We start from the raw sequence: 16326 nt of genomic DNA, 5'->3' as shown, positions 1-16326 counted from the left end.
GCATATGTCTGCACCCAAAGTGCCCAGCCTGCGTGCGGTGGACCATGTCGCCTACACGGTGCCCGATCTCGACGAAGCCGTCCGGTTCTTCGTCGACCATTTCGGCGCCGAGCTGATCTTCTTCGACGGGCCGTTCGCCGACGCCGAGTCCGATGGTATGCACCGCAGGCTCAACGTCGACCCGTCCGCGAAGTGCACCATCGCGATGCTGCGTATCGGCAAGCACCACAACGTCGAACTGTTCGAGTATCAAGCACCCGATCAGCGGACGGCGTTGCCGCGCAACAGCGATGTCGGCGGCCATCACCTCGCGTTCTACGTCGACGACATCGACGCCGCGTATGAGTACGTACGTGCCATCCCGGGCGTGGTCGTGCAGCAGGGACCGAACGGGGTCGACCCGTCGGCACCGGTCGCCGGGCAGCGATGGTTCTACTTCCAGACCCCGTGGGGCATGCAGTTGGAACTCACCAGTTGCGCGTCGGGCGGGTTCTATGACGGCCTGCCCGGGGCGGCGATGGCCGGCCCGAGTCCGACATGGCGATGACGGCTCGCGCCGAGCAGGATTCCCTGGGCACCCTCGAGGTGCCCGCGTCCGCGTACTACGGGGTGCACACCGCGCGGGCCCTCGCCAACTTCCCGATCTCGGGGATTGCGCTGTCGGTGTATCCGCTGTTCGTCAACGCGCTCGCCGCGGTGAAACAGGCAGCCGCCGAGGCCAATCGCGATCTCGGCCTGCTCGATGACGAACGGGCCGAAGCGATTACGGCCACCTGCCGGGAAATAGCCGCGGGCGCGTTGCACGATCAGTTCGTCGTCGACGTGGTCCAGGGCGGTGCGGGAACGTCGACGAACATGAACGCCAACGAGGTGATCGCCAATCGTGCGCTGGAACTGCTCGGGGCGGGCCGGGGTGATTACGAGCGGCTGCATCCGCTCGAACACGTCAACCGCAGCCAGAGCACCAACGACGTGTATCCCACCGCGATCAAGGTCGCGCTGCAGGTGCAGATCGCCGCGCTGCACGCCACGATGACCGATCTCGCCGCGGCCTTCGGGACGAAAGCAGCGGAGTTCGCGACGGTGCTGAAGATGGGGCGCACGCAGTTACAGGACGCCGTGCCCATGACGCTCGGGCAGGAGTTCAGCACCTATGCCGTGATGCTCGCGGAGGATGCTGAACGGCTGCAGGAGGCCGCTCGGCTTGTCACGGAGATCAATCTCGGTGGCACCGCGATCGGCACGGGGCTCAACGCGCATCCGCGCTATGCGGCCCTCGTATGTGAAAAGCTCAGCGCCATCACCGGATTCCAGCTTTCCACGGCCGGTAATCTGGTCGAGGCCACGCAAGATGTCGGGGCCTTCGTGCAAGTGTCGGGCGTGCTCAAGCGCACCGCGTTGAAACTGTCGAAGATCTGCAACGACCTGCGCTTGTTGTCCTCAGGGCCCCGTGCGGGCTTCAACGAGATCAATCTCCCTGCGGTGCAGGCAGGTTCCAGCATCATGCCCGGCAAGGTCAACCCCGTCATCCCTGAAGTCGTCAACCAGGTGGCCTTCGAAGTGGTGGGCAACGACGTCACCATCAGCATGGCCGCCGAAGCCGGGCAGTTGCAGCTCAACGCATTCGAGCCGATCATCGCCCACTGCCTGTTCCAGTCGCTGGCACACCTGGATGCGGCGTGCCGGACCCTGCGCGACCGCTGCGTGCTCGGAATCACCGCCAACCGTGAATGGCTGTACGAGTCGGTGACCAATTCGATCGGGGTCATCACCGCGCTGAACCCCTACATCGGCTACGCCACCGCGGCGCGAATAGCGAAGTCCGCGTTGGAAACCGGAAAGCCGGTACCCGAAATCGTGGTGGCCGAAGGGCTGTTGAGCGCTGACCGGGTCGCCGAACTGCTGGCGCCCGAGTCTTTGGCCGGACTGTGAACACGTGAGCGAGGAAGGGCTCTGCACATGACGAATGTCCTCTACCTGTACGGCGGGTGGCCCGGCCACAGCCCCTACAACATCGCCGAGTGGACCCGCGAACTGGTGGTAGGCGAGCTGGGCTTCAATCTCGAAGAGTCCCAGGACATCTTCACGCTCGACCGCGATCTGACGGGCTACGACCTGATCATCATCGGCTGGAACAACGCCTTGACCACCGAGGATCTCACGGATTCGCAGGAGGACCACCTGCTGGCCGCCGTCGAGTCCGGCACTGGCGTCGCGGCGTGGCACGGCGCTGCGGCCGCGTTCCGCTCGAGCCTGCGGTACCACCTGATGCTGGGCGGCGACTTCCTCGCCCACCCCGCGGGCGAGGGCTACCCACATCCGTACCAGGTGACCATCGTCGACCGTGGACACGAAGTGACCCAGGGCGTCGGCGACTTCCCCGTGGCCTCTGAGCAGTACTACATGAGCGTGGACCTCAACAACCACGTCTTGGCCGAAACCACCTTCAACGGCGAGCATTTCGCGTGGCTCGACGGCTTGAAGAGCCCGGTTGCCTGGGTGCGGCAGTGGGGTCAAGGGCGGGTTTTCTACCACTCGATCGGTCACGCTCCCCAGGATCTTGCAGGCGACGACGTCCGCCGGCTGACCAAGCAGGGAATCGCCTGGGCTGTTCGCCGGTAGGGCGAGGCGCGGGTTATCCCCAGATTGGTTTTCGTCCACAATTGGGGTTGTGACCTGCGGGATTGTCGGGGTGGATCGGTAGAATCGCACGTATGTTCGATCGGTCGGGTGCGGAGTTCATCGACGGGATGAGCGCGGCCTGGCGGGCCGAATCCGCCGCGATCGCTACCCGCCTGGACCACATCGGCCGCCTCGACGCCCGGCGCACCGTGGAACTGGCCGAAACGGTGTTCTGGCGGGTCGACCCGTTCGAAGAAGTCGCCGCCGAAGTGTCGGCGGCGTTGCGCATCAGCCGCGCCCGGGCGGGCACCCAGATCCGTCATGCCCGCGCGTTGCGCAAGATGCCGGCGGTGGCGGCCCGCTTCGCCGCCGGCGACATCGACTGGCGGGTGATGGAGATGATCATCCAGCGCACCCCCAACGTCACCGACGAGGCCTGGCCCGGGTTGGACGCGGCGATGGCCCGGCACTGCGACAAATGGATGCGCCTGTCGGAACCCAAGCTGCGGGATCGGGTGGATCAGTGGATCGCCAAACACGACCCCGACGCCGTGCGGGTACCGCCGGAGGTCGAGGACGGCCGGTATGTGGAGATCGCCCCCACCGAACCCGGCATGGCCGGGATCTGGGCCCGGCTGGATGCCCTGGATGCCGCCGCGTTCGAACAACGCCTGATCACCCTCGCCGCCACCGTCTGCGATCAGGATCCCCGCACCGGGATGCAGCGCCGCACCGACGCCATCGGCGCGCTGAGCCGTGGCCGCCCCTGGCTGGACTGCCAGTGCGGGCTCGACGACTGCCCCGCGGCGGCGGAACAGCACCGCACCGCCGATGTGGTGATCCATGTGTTGGCCAACCAGTCCACCCTCGACGGCACCAGTGACGACCCCGGCTACCTACCGGGATTCGGCATCCAGCCCGCCGAGACCGTCCGCGACCTCGCCAAGATCGCGAAGATCACCCCGGTGGTCATTCCCGAAGATGCCCCCGAGCCGCGGTACCGGCCCTCGGCCACGCTGACCACCTTCATCACGTGGCGGGACGTCACGTGCCGGTTTCCGGGCTGCGACCAACCCGCGGTCAATTCCGAGATTGATCACACCACGCCGTATCCGGTGGGGCCGACGCATCCGTCGAACACCAAGCTCTACTGCACTCTTCATCACCTGGTGAAGACGTTCTGCCAGGGTTGGTGGGATCGGCAACACCCGGACGGCACCGTGGAATTCACCACCCCCACCGGGCATGTCTACAGCACCGACGCCCACGGCGCGGTCCTATTCCCGGTCCTGGGGCGGCCGACAGGGGCGCTCGACCTGCCCGCCCCGCAGGAACCCGGCCCGCACAAGGCCGTCATGATGCCCAGACGCCGCCAAGCTCGTGATCAGGACACCGCCCAACGCATCGCCGCCGAACGCCGGCTCCGCCACGCACTCAACGAACAACTCGCCGAAACCCAACGCCAACACCAACAATGGCTCACCGACCACGCCGAACCACCCCCCTTCTGACCCGGCCTGGTGCCACCACGTCACCGAATTCTGCGCTGTCATCCCGACATTGGGGTGGAGCGCAACAGGATGTTGCCGACTGCGCGGCTGAAGCCGAGCGTCAGCCGTGAAACGCCCGCAGCGCGTCGATGACAAACCGGTGATCGTCCTCTTCGGCCAGACCTGACACCCCGACCGCGCCGATCAACGAGCCATGCACCCGCAGCGGCACCGCACCGCCGGCCAACGCGATCGATTCCCGGCTATACCCGCCTTCGGTGAAGTAGTCCGAACCCTCGGCGCGCACCAGGCACGCCAGCGCCCACGACGAGCAGTTGTGTTTGGCGACCGCGCGAAACTTGCGCGTGAGCCAATCGTCGTTGGTGGCAGACGATCCCGCCAGGGCCGCGTGGAAGACGCGTTGCTCGCCGAAGTTGATCGCGATCGCCACGGGGTGTGCTCGGGCGGTCGCCGCCGTGACCATGGCGCCGCCGAGCGCCCACGCGTCCGGATAGGTGAATCGGGCAAATCCCAGCGCGTTCTCTTCGGCGACGACGGCTGCGTATTGTGCGGGCCAATCGAACGTGGAATCAGTCATGACACCCGACGGTAGGGTCGGCGTGGTCGCGCGGATATGCCCAGCATGTGAAAAGACCGCTCGGAACCTTGCGCATCCCCGCCGGTAAGCGTTTGACCTGCATGTTTAACCCGTGTTGCAGCCGCATTGCCATCCGGAATCGGTATCCGTAGTGAGAAATTCAACCGCTGTTCCTTGCACGAATTGGGTCTGCCTGCGCCAGGGTGTCCGCATCAGACTTCATATGTGGTAGCAGTCACATGGCCTCGGATCCAACGGCTAGTTGACCAATTCAGCCAATCGCATGAACCTGAGTCGAGGAGATCGCAATGACAGTGACAAAGGGTGGGTCGCTCAGCGGCGACGACGCCCACTTACGGGTACTCGGATACGAAGAGAAATTCGACCGGAAGATCGGCATGTGGTCGAACTTCGCGCTCGGCTTCCTGTATCTGTCGCCGTTGGTGGGTGTGCTCTCGATGTTCACCCAGGCCCTCACGACGGCCGGCCCGCCGTCGATTCTGTGGTTGGTCATCGCTGCGTTCGGCCAGCTGCTCGTCGCGATGGTGTTCGGCGAGATCGTGTCGCAGTTCCCGATCGCCGGTGGTCTCTACCAGTGGGCGCGGCGGCTGTGGAACGGCCAGTATGCCTGGATCATGTCGTGGATCTACATCGCGGGCGTCGTGGTGGGTTGCACCACCACAGCGATGTTCAGCGCTGATTTCGTTCTGGCACTGTTCAACCCGGATTCCAACATCTCCTCCACCCCGTTGCAGAAGCTGATCATCGCCACCGTCGTCGTGGTGATCTGTGTGCTGCTGAACTCCACCGGTTCCAAGACACTGGCCACCATCGCCAAGATCGGCCTGGCCGCCGAGTTGGCGGGCATCATCGTAGTCGGGCTGTACCTGCTCGTCTTCGCCCGCAAGAACGATTTCTCAGTGCTGTTCAACACCTTTGGCACGGGCGGCGACGGCGACTACATGAGCGCCTTCGTGACCGCGGCCATCATCGGCCTGGTGCTGTACTACGGCTTCGAAGCCTGCGGTGAGGTCGCGGAAGAGACGCCCAACCCGAGTCGGTCGATTCCGCGGTCCATGATGCTGACCGTCGTGCTCGGCGGCGCGGCAGCGATGTTCGCCTTCATCGGTTACATTCTGGCGGCACCGAACCTGCAAGCCATCGTGGCCGGTGATGTCGCCAATCCGATCACCGCGATCCTCACCGACAACTTCGGCGAGATCGGCACCAAGATCTTCCTGGTGGTGGCACTGACCTCGTTCCTGGCCTGTGTCATGGGGCAGCAGGCGGCAGGCGGGCGCTTGATCTTCTCGTTCGCCCGCGACGACATGTTCCCCGGGGCACAGATCTTCAAGAAGATCTCCAGCCGCAAGATCCCGCTGAACTCGACCATTCTGGTTGCGTCGCTGTGCTTCTGCCTGTTCCTGCTGCTGTACTTCCTGCCCGACGCGCTGTTCCGTGTCGCCGCCTTCCAGATGCTCGCCGGATACTTCGCCTTCCAGATGGTCGTGGTGGCGTCCATCAGGGCCCGTGCCGAGGGCTGGAAGCCAGGTGGTCAGTGGACGCTGGGCAAGTGGGGCTGGCCGGTCAGCATCGGTGCCCTGACTTACGGCGTGCTGTCGATGATCGTGCTGGCCCGCCCGAACGGCGACCCCAGCCTGCACTTCTTCGATCGCTGGATCGCTCTCACCGGGTTCGTGGTGGTGGTTGCCGTCGGCCTGATCTACATGGTGGTCGCCAAGCCTTACCGGCACTCGACCGCGCCGGAAGGCGATGCCATCGAGATCGCCAATCTGCTGCGGGAGCACCGGGCCGCGGACGACATGGCCGAGGTCGCCGAGGACGTGCCGCTCGCGGAGCCGACCCCGCCCGTCGCGCAGCCGCACCATCGGAAGGACCGGGAGGCGGTCAACGCCTCCGAATAGGAGATGCCCCAGAGGCCCCGCCGGGAATCAATTCTCGGCGGGGCCTGTGCTCGAGCGCACCACGAGTTCGGTCGGTTTGACCGAGCGGCGCCGGGCTCGGCCGTCGAGCAGGTCCAGCAGGATGGTTGCCGCCGTCTTGCCCTTCTCGCACAGTGGTTGGTGAATCGTGGTCAATCCCACCAGATCGGCGATCGGCGCGTCGTCGAATCCGATCACCGACACCTGCTGGGGGACGGAGATCTGTTTGCGTTCAAGCACTTTCATGGCTGCCACGGCGTGCACGTCGGATGTCGCCACGATCGCCGTCGGCGGCTCGGGATCTTCCGTCAACTGTTCGACGGCGTGCATGCCGCTTTGCATGTCGATGTCGGCGGCTTCTATGAGCGTGGCTTTGATACCGCGCCGTCCGGCTGCGGCGACGGCATCGCGGTACCCGGCCAGGCGTTGCTGCAGGTAGGTTTCGCTGACGTCCTCGATGTCGGAAAGCTCGCGCAGGCCCGGTAGCGCACCCGGCCCGAGCCGATCGGAGACGATGCCGATGCGCCGATGCCCCAGGCCCAGTACATGATTCAGCTGGTCGGCGCCGGCCTGGCGATGGTCGACGGTGACATACGGGATGTTGGGCAGGCGTGGCGAATCGATGGCCACCGCGGGTATGCGGCGGGCAAGGATCGCCTCGACCACGGGATGTTCGTTGGGTAGGCAGTGCATGACGACGCCGTCGACCAGGCCCCGCAGGGCGGCCGATTGCACGGGGTTGGACTGGTCGGCGGAACGGTTGACGGGCAGCAGGGTCAGGGCTACGTCGGCGAGCTCACCGACCTCGACGATGCCTTTGAGCAGCAACGCGGTGGATGGATCCTCCACCGCGGTGGCCAGCGAACCGGGCACCAGTACTCCGACGGTTCCGATCCGGCCCAGCCGCAGGCTGCTTCCGGCGATGTTGGGGCCCGTGTATCCCAATTCTGCGGCCACCGCGAAGATCTGCTCGCGTTGCCTGGCCGATACGCGGCCGGAGCCGCTGTAGGCGTAGGACACCGCGGCCTGAGAAACGCCTGCCGCTTTGGCGACGTCTTTCATGGTGACCATTTGGCAAAGAGTAGCCCTCCCGCGGGTTCTGGCAACGCCTGCGGGAGGGCCTTCTGACGGGGCTGTGGCCCCGCTCATCATGACTTCACGATGAAACCGGCGTCGATGACCAGGGGCGTGGCCGTGATGTAGCGACCCGGCTCGGTCACCAGGTAAAGGATCGCGTTGCTGACGTCCTGCGGCTGGATCCACGGCACCGGAAGGATGTGGGTGCCGCTGAAGGTGTCGATGACATCGTCGCGCGTGGGTTTGTCGAGGTCGGGACGGAACAGGCCGTAGACGAAGTCGTTGTTGATCATGTGGGTGTCGACGCACGTCGGATTCACCGAGTTGACCCGGATGCGGTAGCGGCCGAGTTCACGGGCCAATGAGGTCATCAGGCCCGTCACGCCGTGTTTGGCCGCGGCATACGACGAGATGTTCTCAGCGCCCTTGATGGCCTCCGTGGAACCGATGAAGACGATCGATCCGCCCTCGTTCTGGGCGATCATGGTGGGAATCGCGGCTTTGACAGTGTGGAAGACCCCGTTGAGGTTGATGTCGACCATCTCTCGCCAGTCCTGTGGGCTGATCTCCCACGTTTTGGCGCCCGAGCAGATACCCGCGTTCGGAATGACGATGTCCACGCGACCGAATTGCTCTATACCGTGGTCGAATACGGTTTTCACCTGCTCGAAGTCGCGGGTGTCCGCGACCTCGGCGACGATCTGGCGGCCGGCCTCCTTGACCAGCCGGATGGTCTCCTGCAGGTCGTCCTCGGTGGTGCCGGGATAGGCGGTGGTCGACGGCTTCGCGCACAGATCCAGCCCGATGATGTCAGCCCCCTCGCGCGCCAGTGTCAGCGCGTGCGAGCGGCCCTGTCCTCGGGCGATACCGGTGATGAACGCGACTTTTCCGTCAAGTTTTCCCATGGCGAGCTCCTCTTCGATCGGGTTGGTGAATCGTATCACCACGTTGGCCAGTCCGACAGTCCTAGACGCCATCTACCTGCGATGATACGATTCATCAACGGTCAACAGGCAGGAGGAAGGGCGTGGAATCGGTGCCGACTTTGCTCATCGAAGGGCGAATTGCATTCGTGCCCATCATGATCCGCCTGTCATCGGGACGCATACGCCGAGGGCGCGGTACGTTGACCACGAGTGTCAATCGCCCGCAACCGAAGAGCTGAGGTGTGCACATGGCCGACCACCCGAGCCTGGCCTGGGGCCTGATCGGAGCCAGTGACATCGCCGAAACGCGCATGATCCCCGCGCTTCGGCGGGAGGGGCATCGCATCCTCCGGGTCGCCAGCCGCAGTGCCGATCACGCCCGGGAATTCTCGGTCCGTAACGAAATCCCGCCCACCGAATCCGATTTCAGCCTTGAGACGCTACTGGAGGATCCGGCGGTCGACGCCGTGTACATCTCCAGCACCAACGAGCAGCATCTGGCCCACGCGGCTGCCGCTGCCGCGGCAGGCAAGCACGTCCTGTGCGAAAAGCCCGTTTCGACCGACCTCGACAGCGCCCAGAAGATCGTCGCGGCATGCGCCGATCACGGTGTGGTGCTGGCGGTGAACCACCACCTGCCGGCGGCCGGTACCCACCGGGCCATCCGGAAACTGGTGCACGACGGCGCAATCGGGCGCGTCCTGTCGGTCAACGTGCGGCACACGTCGCTGTTGCCGGAACGGCTGCGTGGTTGGCGGCTGAGTGCCGCCCCGGGCGCCGGTGTGGTGATGGACCTCACCGGTCACGACGCGTCGGTGGTCAATCCGCTGCTGGGCACCCGTGCACTCGAGGCGACGGCCATCACGGTGCGGCAGGGCCGGTGGGAGAGCGCTGCCGACGATGCGGCCGCATCGGTGCTGCTGTACGAGGACGACGTGCTGGTGCGGTTCCACGACGCCTTCACCACGCCGTACACGCCGAGCTATCTGGAGGTGCACGGCGAACTTGGCAGCATTCACGCGCCCGAGGTCATGACGCCTGAACCCATCGGCAGCGTCTTCTTACGCGACAGTGGCGGCGAGCGAGAGATCGACGTGCCCGACCGCAGGCATCCGTACGACATCACTCTCGACCACTTCACGCGGGCCGTTCACGGCGACGGCCGCCCCGTCGTCGACGGCCGGGACGCCGTGAACGCCCTGCGTGTCTGCCTGGCCATTCTCGAGTCAGCCGAGACGGGCCGACGAGTGTCGCTGAATCAGGAACCGAACCCGCGTGCGATCACCAGCCGCTGAATCTGGTTGGTGCCCTCGAAGATCTGCGTGATCTTGGCTTCGCGCATGAACCGCTCGACCCGGAAGTCCCGGGTGTAGCCGACGCCGCCGAACACCTGCACGGCATCGGTGGTGACCTTCATCGCGGCGTCGGTCGCGATCAGCTTGGCCACCGAGGCCTGCGTCGAATACGGCAGGCCCAGATCGTGGCGCCGGGCGGCATCGAGATAGGTGGCGCGGGCGCTGACCACCGCGGCAGCCATGTCGGCCAGCAGGAATCCGAGGCCTTGGTGGTCGATGATCTTGCGGCCGAACGTGGTTCGCTCATTGGCGTACCGGACGGCTTCGTCGAGCGCCGCCTGGGCGATGCCGACCGCGACCGCGGCGATGCCGAGCCGGCCGGAATCCAACGCCGAGAACGCAATCGACAATCCCTGGCCTTCCGCACCGATCAGCCGGTCGGCGTCGAGGCGAGCGTTGTCGTAGAACGCCGAGGTGGTCGGGACGGCGTGCAGGCCCATCTTCTCCTCGGGCTTGCCGAAGCTCAGCCCGTCGAGGTCGCCCGGCACCAGGAAGCACGAGATGCCTTTGGAGCCTTCGCCCGTGCGGGCGAACAACGTGTAGAAGTCAGCGCGACCGCCGTGGGTGATCCACGCCTTGGAGCCGTTGAGCACGTAGGCATCGCCGTCGCGGGTGGCCTTGCAGCTCAGTGCGGCGGCGTCGGACCCGGCCTGCGGTTCGGACAGGCTGTAGGCACCGATCTGCTCCCCTGACAGCATGCCCGGCAGCCAGCGCTGTTTCTGCTCTTCGCTGCCGTAGGCCAGCAGCGGGTGCGAGGACAGGCTGTGGACGCTGACCGCGACCCCGATCGCGGCCCAGCGCGCCGCGATCTCCTCGAGCACCTGCAGGTACACCTCGTAGGGCTGGCCGCCGCCGCCCCATTCCTCGGGCTGCGGCAGGCTCAGCAGTCCCGCCGCGCCGAGTTGGGCGAAGACGCCCTCCGGGTAGGTCTCGGCCTTCTCGTGTTCGTCGACGATCGGATCGAGCACCTTGTCGGCGATGTCGCGGGTCAGCGCGATGAGTTCACGGGCTTCGTCAGAGGGCAGCAGGCGGTCGACCGACATACTTGCACATCCTAGTTTTCCCGCGGGCAGGCCACCGCACGCGGGTGGCAGGAAGCTACAGCGCGGCGAGGATGTCGTTGACGCGGTCTCGGGCGTCGCCGAACAGCATCTGGGTGTTCTCGCGGAAGAACAGTGGGTTCTGCACGCCTGCGTAGCCCGAGGCCATGGAGCGCTTGAACACGATGACGTTGTCGGCGTTCCAGACCGTGAGCACGGGCATGCCCGCGATGGGGCTGCCGGGGTCTTCGGCCGCGGCGGGGTTGACGGTGTCATTGGCGCCGATGACGAGCACGACGGAGGTCTCGTCGAAGTCATCGTTGATCTCGTCCATTTCCAGCACGATGTCGTAGGGCACCTTGGCCTCGGCGAGCAGCACGTTCATGTGGCCGGGCAGGCGCCCGGCGACGGGGTGGATGCCGAAGCGGACGTTGACGCCGCGGTCGCGCAGCTTGCGGGTCAGGTCGGCGACGCCGTATTGGGCTTGGGCGACGGCCATGCCGTAACCGGGCGTGATGATCACGGTGTCGGCCGAGCCGAGCAGTTCGGCCGCGCCCTCGGCGGTGATCTCGCGGTGCTCGCCGTAGTCCTTGTCCTCGGACGGGCCGGCTTCCAGCCCGAAGCCGCCGGCGATGACCGAGATGAACGAGCGGTTCATGGCCTTGCACATGATGTAGGACAGGTAGGCACCGGAGCTGCCGACGAGTGCGCCGGTGATGATCAGCAGGTCGTTGCCGAGCAGGAAGCCCGACGCGGCCGCGGCCCAGCCGGAGTAGCTGTTGAGCATCGACACCACGACGGGCATGTCGCCGCCGCCGATCGAGGCGACCAGGTGCCAGCCGAGCAGCAGGGCGAGCACGGTGACGACCACGAGCAGCCACAGCTGCGGGTCGATCACAAACCACACGGTGAGCACGAAGAACACCACGAGCGCGCCGATGTTGAGGAAGTTCTTGCCGGGCAGCATCAGCGGCGCGGACTTGATGCGGGCCGACAGCTTGAGGTTGGCCACGATCGAGCCGGTGAATGTCACCGCGCCGATGAAGACGCCGACGAACACCTCGGCCGAGTGGATGCCGGTCATGCCCTCGGCGGCAAGCTTCAGCGCTTCTGGGCTGTTCGGGGCGTTCTCGACGTCGAGGTAGCCGTTCCAGCCGACCAGCACGGCGGCCAGACCGACGAAGCTGTGCAGCAGCGCGATCAGCTCGGGCATGCCGGTCATCTCGACCACGCGGGCACGCCACAGGCCGATCGCGGCGCCGATGATCATGGCGCCGACGAGCAGCCCCAGGCCCAGCGGTGAGATGGACCGGTTGACGGCCAGCGCGATGGTCGCGATCAGCGCGACGGCCATCCCGGCGATGCCGAACGTGTTGCCGGCCTTGGAGGTCTCATGCTTGGAAAGCCCGGCCAGCGCCAGGATGAACAGCAGAGCCGCGATGATGTAGGCCGCCGTGGCGGCAGTTTCTATCTTGAACATGGAATCCGTTCCAAAGTTTCTTCAGGACGCAGGCTCTAGCTGCGGGAGAACATGGCGAGCATGCGGCGCGTCACCGCGAAGCCGCCGAAGACGTTGATGCTGGCCAGCAGGATCGCGGCACACGCCAGCGCGGTGACGGCGACGTCGTGGTGGCCGATCTGCAGCAAGGCGCCCACCACGATGATTCCCGAGATCGCGTTGGTCACCGACATCAGCGGGGTGTGCAGCGCATGGTGCACGTTGCCGATCACGTAGTAGCCGATCACGATCGCCAGCGCGAACACCACGAGGTGGACCTGCAGTGCCGGCGGCGAGATCGCGACCAGGGCGAACAGCACGGCGGCGACCGCGAAGGTCACGCCCAGCCGGCGTCCGGTGGTCATCGGCTTCTTGGCCTGCGACGCCACGGCAGGAGTGGCGGCGGCCGCGGCGGCGACCGGCGCGGCGGACACCTGCACCGGTGGCGGCGGCCACGTGGTCTCACCGTCGCGCACCACCGTCATCGACCGCTGCACCACGTCGTCGAAGTCCAGGACGAGCGTGCCGTCCTTCTCCGGGGTCAGCAGTTTGAGCAGGTTCACCAGGTTGGTGCCATAGAGCTGCGAGGCCTGGGCGGGCAGGCGGCCGGCCAGGTCGGTGTAGCCGATGATGGTCACGCCGTTGTCGGTGACGATCGCCTGATCCTTGACGGTGCCCTCGACGTTGCCGCCGTTGGCCGCGGCCATGTCGACGATCACGCTGCCGGGCTTCATCGACGCGACCATGTCGGCGGTGATGATGCGCGGCGCCGGGCGGCCGGGAATCAGCGCGGTCGTGATGATGATGTCGACGTCTTTGCACTGCTCGGCATACAGCGCGGCCTCGCGGGCCTTGTAGTCGTCGTCCATCTCCTTGGCGTAGCCGGTGGCCGACACTTCGGCCGCCGCCGGGTCGACGGAGAGGTATTCCCCGCCCAGCGACGCGACCTGGTCGGCGACCTCGGGCCGCGGGTCGGTGGCCCGCACGATCGCGCCGAGGCTGCCCGCCGCACCGATCGCGGCGAGGCCGGCCACGCCGGCACCCACCACGAGCACCTTGGCCGGGGGCACCTTGCCGGCCGCGGTCACCTGACCGGTGAAGAACCGGCCGAACTCGTGAGCGGCCTCGATCACCGCGCGGTAGCCCGCGATGTTGGCCATCGACGACAGCACGTCAAGCGACTGGGCCCGCGAGATCCGCGGTACCGCGTCCATCGCCAGCACCGTGATGGGGCGCGTAGACAGCTTCTCCACCAGTTCGGGCTTGAGCGCGGGTGAGATCAGGCTGACCAGCGTCGCGCCGTCCTTGAGGGCCGCGATCTCGGCATCGTCGGGCGCGTTGACCTTCAGCACCACATCGGCCGACCAGGCGTCACCGATCTCGGCGCCCGCCTCGACGTAGGCACTGTCGGCGAAGCTGGAGGCGGCGCCTGCGCCGGACTCTACGACTACTGTGTAGCCGAGCTTGATAATCTGCCCGACGGTCTGCGGTGTGGCGGCGACACGCGTCTCACCAGGCAGAGACTCGCGCGGTATCCCGATGATCATCGATTTTCGGTCCGATCTAGTTGGGTGGACATCGAAGAGTCTCGCATTCGAACCCCCGATTCATGCAGCCACCCTCCGCCTGTGAGCAGTGCGCTTAACCGCTGGCCGGGCGCTGACCTGCGGCTACGCCGACGGGCGCGGCATGATCGCATCGAAGGTGCGCGGTGATCGTGCGCGCAGCGTGCGCGCCGGTGTCCATCGCACCTTCGATCGCTCCGGCCTCGACCCCGGCGATGTCGCTTCCCGCGAAGTGGATCCGCCCGTGGGCCTCACGCAGCTGCGCGGCCCCGTTGGTGAAGTGCCCTGGCCGGTGCAGCATGAACCCGCCTTTGGCGAACTCGTCGCTGACCCAGTCGTGGCACGCGGTTTCCAGCACTTCGAGATCGGGAACGAAGTCCCGCAGGGCCCGCTGCACGGCGGCAACGTCGGTGGCATCGATGTCGGCGCTGTTGGCGCACAGGCACATGATGAAGGTGTCTCCGTCTGCGTGGTATTCCACCCGTGCGGCGTTGATCGGATTCTGGCCGAGCGGCGCCACGGCCTGGAACGGCTCGAGTTCGCCCTTGGCCCGAACCCAGATCTTGGATCCCATGATCGGGTTCTTCTCGTCGATCATGATGCGCGCCGCCGCCGGGACGTCGGGTGTGAAGGCGATGTCGCCCAACGTGTTCAGGGGCAGCGCAACGACGGCGGCGCGGGCCCGGATCTGCTCCCCGGCGCGGGTCGTCACAGTGACGCCGACGCCGTCGTCCTCGACGGCGGCAACCGGGGTCGACAGTCGCACCTCGGCCTTCGACTCGGCCATGATGGCGTCGACCAGTCGCTTGGTGCCGCCCTCGATCGGCCACGTTCCCGCGGTCTCGAAGAACGCCGCCCAGCTCCCGAAGTAGGTGGCCACGCACGACAGGAACTGTGCGACACCGTGTTCCCGGTAGTCGGTGACCAGGCCGGCCATCGCGCCGTCGAGCAGGTCGTGCTCGTACGGGGGCAGGTCCAGCGCCGCGAACCGGTCGGCGATGGTTTCGGTCTCGACGGCACTGGTGTCGACGAGGGTGATGTCGAAGGGCTGCGGGAACACCGCACGTGCGTCGGCGAAGAACCGGCTCATGAGGGGTTCGAGGGCTGCGCCGTACTCCTCGGGTGAGCCGGAATGGGTGGTGCCCTGCGCAATCCAGTACATCGTCGTCGGCACGGTCGGAATCTGCAGCGGGATGTTGTGTCGCTGGAGTTCCTGCCACATGTTCGGCTGCGTCCAGTGCACATAGGTACCGCCGTATTCCAGTTGACGGCCCAGCCCGTCGGCGGTCCAGGTGCGCCCGCCGACCCGGTCGCGCGCTTCGAGGAGCAGTACCGAGTTGCCCTGCACGCTCAGGTCGCGTGCCGCGATGATTCCGGCGAATCCGGCGCCGATGACGACGACGTCGTAGCTGGTGGTGGACATGATTTCTCCCGCCGCAATAATGAAGTCGAACTCGATTCTGTATCGAGTCTAGGTGGCGTCGCGGGTGGCCGTCAACGGCCGCCGGATCGCGCGTGAGGGGGCTTGCAGACTGATACGATGTGGAATCGTGTTCGACACCAAGCCTTCGCGTCGCGGAACCGGTCGTGCGACGGTGGTGCAGCGCCGAGGTGTCGAGCGCGTGCAGGCCATCCTTGATTCGGCCGAGACGCTGCTTGCCGAGCAGGGTTACGCGGCCGCCACCCTGAAGGCCATCGGTGAGCACGCGGGCATTCCGACCGCGTCGCTCTACCACTACTTCGCCGATCGCGGACAGGTCGACACCGAACTGGTGAAGCGGCACGCGGCCGCGCTCGACGAGCAATTCACCGCGGGCGTGAACGACACCAAGGCCAAGACCTTGGCCGGCGTCATCGATGTGGTGGTCGCGCATATCGCGGACTATTTCCGGGACAATCCGAGCTTCGTCCAGTTGTGGTTCGTCGGGCGCAACTCGACCCTCACCGACATCGCCGAGACCATCCACCTGTCGTGGGCGGAACGCCTGCGGCAAAGTCTCATCGAGCGCAAGCTCATCCGTGCCAATACCCCGCTGCTCGCGGTCCAGTTGGTTTTCGAAGCGGGCGACCGGCTTTTCGACGTCGCGTTCCAGCGGTCTCCGGCCGGTGACGACGCGACGCTCGACGAAGCCAGGCGGATGCTCACCGCATATTTGCAGAGCTACGCGCCGAAGACTGCGCAGCGGGCCAAGGTCAAGTAGTAGGGCCCGAG

14 protein-coding genes are annotated in these 16326 nt (G+C 66.1%); 7 read left to right on the top strand and 7 right to left on the bottom strand.

All coding sequences use genetic code 11. The features are described 5' to 3' along the window. Positions 1–4: 4 nt before the first annotated feature. From G6N67_RS10925 to G6N67_RS10910, 4 genes are all read left to right on the top strand, one after another. Positions 5–547 carry a VOC family protein gene (locus G6N67_RS10925; protein ID WP_051578543.1) on the top strand — a complete coding sequence of 181 codons (543 nt, stop codon included), beginning with the start codon at positions 5–7 and terminating at the stop codon, positions 545–547. Further along, positions 544–1932, top strand: coding sequence for an aspartate ammonia-lyase (locus tag G6N67_RS10920; RefSeq protein ID WP_197747980.1), 1389 nt, complete (start codon positions 544–546; stop codon positions 1930–1932). The genes G6N67_RS10925 and G6N67_RS10920 overlap by 4 nt, the downstream gene beginning before the upstream one ends. A gap of 27 nt (positions 1933–1959) precedes the next feature. After that, complete coding sequence (locus G6N67_RS10915; protein ID WP_036430206.1) at positions 1960–2622, top strand: ThuA domain-containing protein; 663 nt, start codon at positions 1960–1962, stop codon at positions 2620–2622. 92 nt (positions 2623–2714) lie between these two features. Next, entirely contained in the window at positions 2715–4133 is a 1419-nt protein-coding gene (locus G6N67_RS10910) for an HNH endonuclease signature motif containing protein (RefSeq protein ID WP_163642165.1), read from the top strand. Positions 4134–4233: 100 nt separating this feature from the next. Here G6N67_RS10910 and G6N67_RS10905 read toward each other — a convergent pair whose 3' ends face one another. Next, positions 4234–4710: a heme-binding protein gene (locus G6N67_RS10905; RefSeq protein ID WP_036432226.1), complete on the bottom strand. Its 477-nt coding sequence runs from the start codon at positions 4708–4710 to the stop codon at positions 4234–4236. A 308-nt stretch (positions 4711–5018) separates the two neighbouring features. Here G6N67_RS10905 and G6N67_RS10900 point away from each other — a divergent pair, with 308 nt between their 5' ends. Continuing rightward, on the top strand, positions 5019–6635 hold the full coding sequence (locus G6N67_RS10900; RefSeq protein WP_063835114.1) for an APC family permease: 1617 nt from the start codon (positions 5019–5021) through the stop codon (positions 6633–6635). A 27-nt stretch (positions 6636–6662) separates the two neighbouring features. Here G6N67_RS10900 and G6N67_RS10895 read toward each other — a convergent pair whose 3' ends face one another. Further along, positions 6663–7724, bottom strand: a complete 1062-nt coding sequence (locus tag G6N67_RS10895; RefSeq protein ID WP_036432228.1) for a LacI family DNA-binding transcriptional regulator — start codon at positions 7722–7724, stop codon at positions 6663–6665. Positions 7725–7801: 77 nt separating this feature from the next. After that, complete coding sequence (locus G6N67_RS10890) at positions 7802–8635, bottom strand: mycofactocin-coupled SDR family oxidoreductase (RefSeq protein WP_036435390.1); 834 nt, start codon at positions 8633–8635, stop codon at positions 7802–7804. Between the two features lie 269 nt (positions 8636–8904). Between G6N67_RS10890 and G6N67_RS10885 the strand changes: the two genes are divergently transcribed. Next, complete coding sequence (locus G6N67_RS10885) at positions 8905–9951, top strand: Gfo/Idh/MocA family protein (protein WP_036432230.1); 1047 nt, start codon at positions 8905–8907, stop codon at positions 9949–9951. On the opposite strand, the gene G6N67_RS10880 is transcribed toward G6N67_RS10885, so the two are convergent. The 4 genes from G6N67_RS10880 to G6N67_RS10865 form a co-directional block, all read right to left on the bottom strand. After that, positions 9915–11054: an acyl-CoA dehydrogenase family protein gene (locus tag G6N67_RS10880; RefSeq protein WP_036432231.1), complete on the bottom strand. Its 1140-nt coding sequence runs from the start codon at positions 11052–11054 to the stop codon at positions 9915–9917. The two genes, G6N67_RS10885 and G6N67_RS10880, sit on opposite strands and share 37 nt — an antisense overlap. A 55-nt stretch (positions 11055–11109) precedes the next feature. Next, positions 11110–12531, bottom strand: a complete 1422-nt coding sequence (gene pntB, locus G6N67_RS10875; RefSeq protein WP_036432233.1) for a Re/Si-specific NAD(P)(+) transhydrogenase subunit beta — start codon at positions 12529–12531, stop codon at positions 11110–11112. Positions 12532–12566: 35 nt separating this feature from the next. After that, positions 12567–14096, bottom strand: a complete 1530-nt coding sequence (locus G6N67_RS10870) for a Re/Si-specific NAD(P)(+) transhydrogenase subunit alpha (RefSeq protein WP_036432235.1) — start codon at positions 14094–14096, stop codon at positions 12567–12569. Positions 14097–14190: 94 nt separating this feature from the next. Further along, positions 14191–15537 carry a flavin monoamine oxidase family protein gene (locus G6N67_RS10865; RefSeq protein WP_051578665.1) on the bottom strand — a complete coding sequence of 449 codons (1347 nt, stop codon included), beginning with the start codon at positions 15535–15537 and terminating at the stop codon, positions 14191–14193. Positions 15538–15664: 127 nt separating this feature from the next. Between G6N67_RS10865 and G6N67_RS10860 the strand changes: the two genes are divergently transcribed. Then, positions 15665–16315: a TetR/AcrR family transcriptional regulator gene (locus tag G6N67_RS10860; protein WP_036432237.1), complete on the top strand. Its 651-nt coding sequence runs from the start codon at positions 15665–15667 to the stop codon at positions 16313–16315. Positions 16316–16326 lie beyond the last annotated feature (11 nt).

The organism is Mycolicibacterium mageritense (assembly GCF_010727475.1).
Taxonomy (GTDB): Bacteria; Actinomycetota; Actinomycetes; order Mycobacteriales; family Mycobacteriaceae; genus Mycobacterium; species Mycobacterium mageritense.
The sequence above is the reverse complement of the archived record's forward strand: the minus strand, read 5'-3'. Positions and strand labels throughout refer to the sequence as shown.

Bases quoted from the DNA above. Each gene is read 5' to 3' on its own strand.
- G6N67_RS10925 (WP_051578543.1), top strand. From the start codon at position 5: ATGTCTGCACCCAAAGTGCCCAGCCTGCGTGCGGTGGACCATGTCGCC.
- G6N67_RS10920 (WP_197747980.1), top strand. From the start codon at position 544: ATGACGGCTCGCGCCGAGCAGGATTCCCTGGGCACCCTCGAGGTGCCC.
- G6N67_RS10915 (WP_036430206.1), top strand. From the start codon at position 1,960: ATGACGAATGTCCTCTACCTGTACGGCGGGTGGCCCGGCCACAGCCCC.
- G6N67_RS10910 (WP_163642165.1), top strand. From the start codon at position 2,715: ATGTTCGATCGGTCGGGTGCGGAGTTCATCGACGGGATGAGCGCGGCC.
- G6N67_RS10905 (WP_036432226.1), bottom strand. From the start codon at position 4,710: ATGACTGATTCCACGTTCGATTGGCCCGCACAATACGCAGCCGTCGTC.
- G6N67_RS10900 (WP_063835114.1), top strand. From the start codon at position 5,019: ATGACAGTGACAAAGGGTGGGTCGCTCAGCGGCGACGACGCCCACTTA.
- G6N67_RS10895 (WP_036432228.1), bottom strand. From the start codon at position 7,724: ATGGTCACCATGAAAGACGTCGCCAAAGCGGCAGGCGTTTCTCAGGCC.
- G6N67_RS10890 (WP_036435390.1), bottom strand. From the start codon at position 8,635: ATGGGAAAACTTGACGGAAAAGTCGCGTTCATCACCGGTATCGCCCGA.
- G6N67_RS10885 (WP_036432230.1), top strand. From the start codon at position 8,905: ATGGCCGACCACCCGAGCCTGGCCTGGGGCCTGATCGGAGCCAGTGAC.
- G6N67_RS10880 (WP_036432231.1), bottom strand. From the start codon at position 11,054: ATGTCGGTCGACCGCCTGCTGCCCTCTGACGAAGCCCGTGAACTCATC.
- pntB (WP_036432233.1), bottom strand. From the start codon at position 12,531: ATGTTCAAGATAGAAACTGCCGCCACGGCGGCCTACATCATCGCGGCT.
- G6N67_RS10870 (WP_036432235.1), bottom strand. From the start codon at position 14,096: ATGATCATCGGGATACCGCGCGAGTCTCTGCCTGGTGAGACGCGTGTC.
- G6N67_RS10865 (WP_051578665.1), bottom strand. From the start codon at position 15,537: ATGTCCACCACCAGCTACGACGTCGTCGTCATCGGCGCCGGATTCGCC.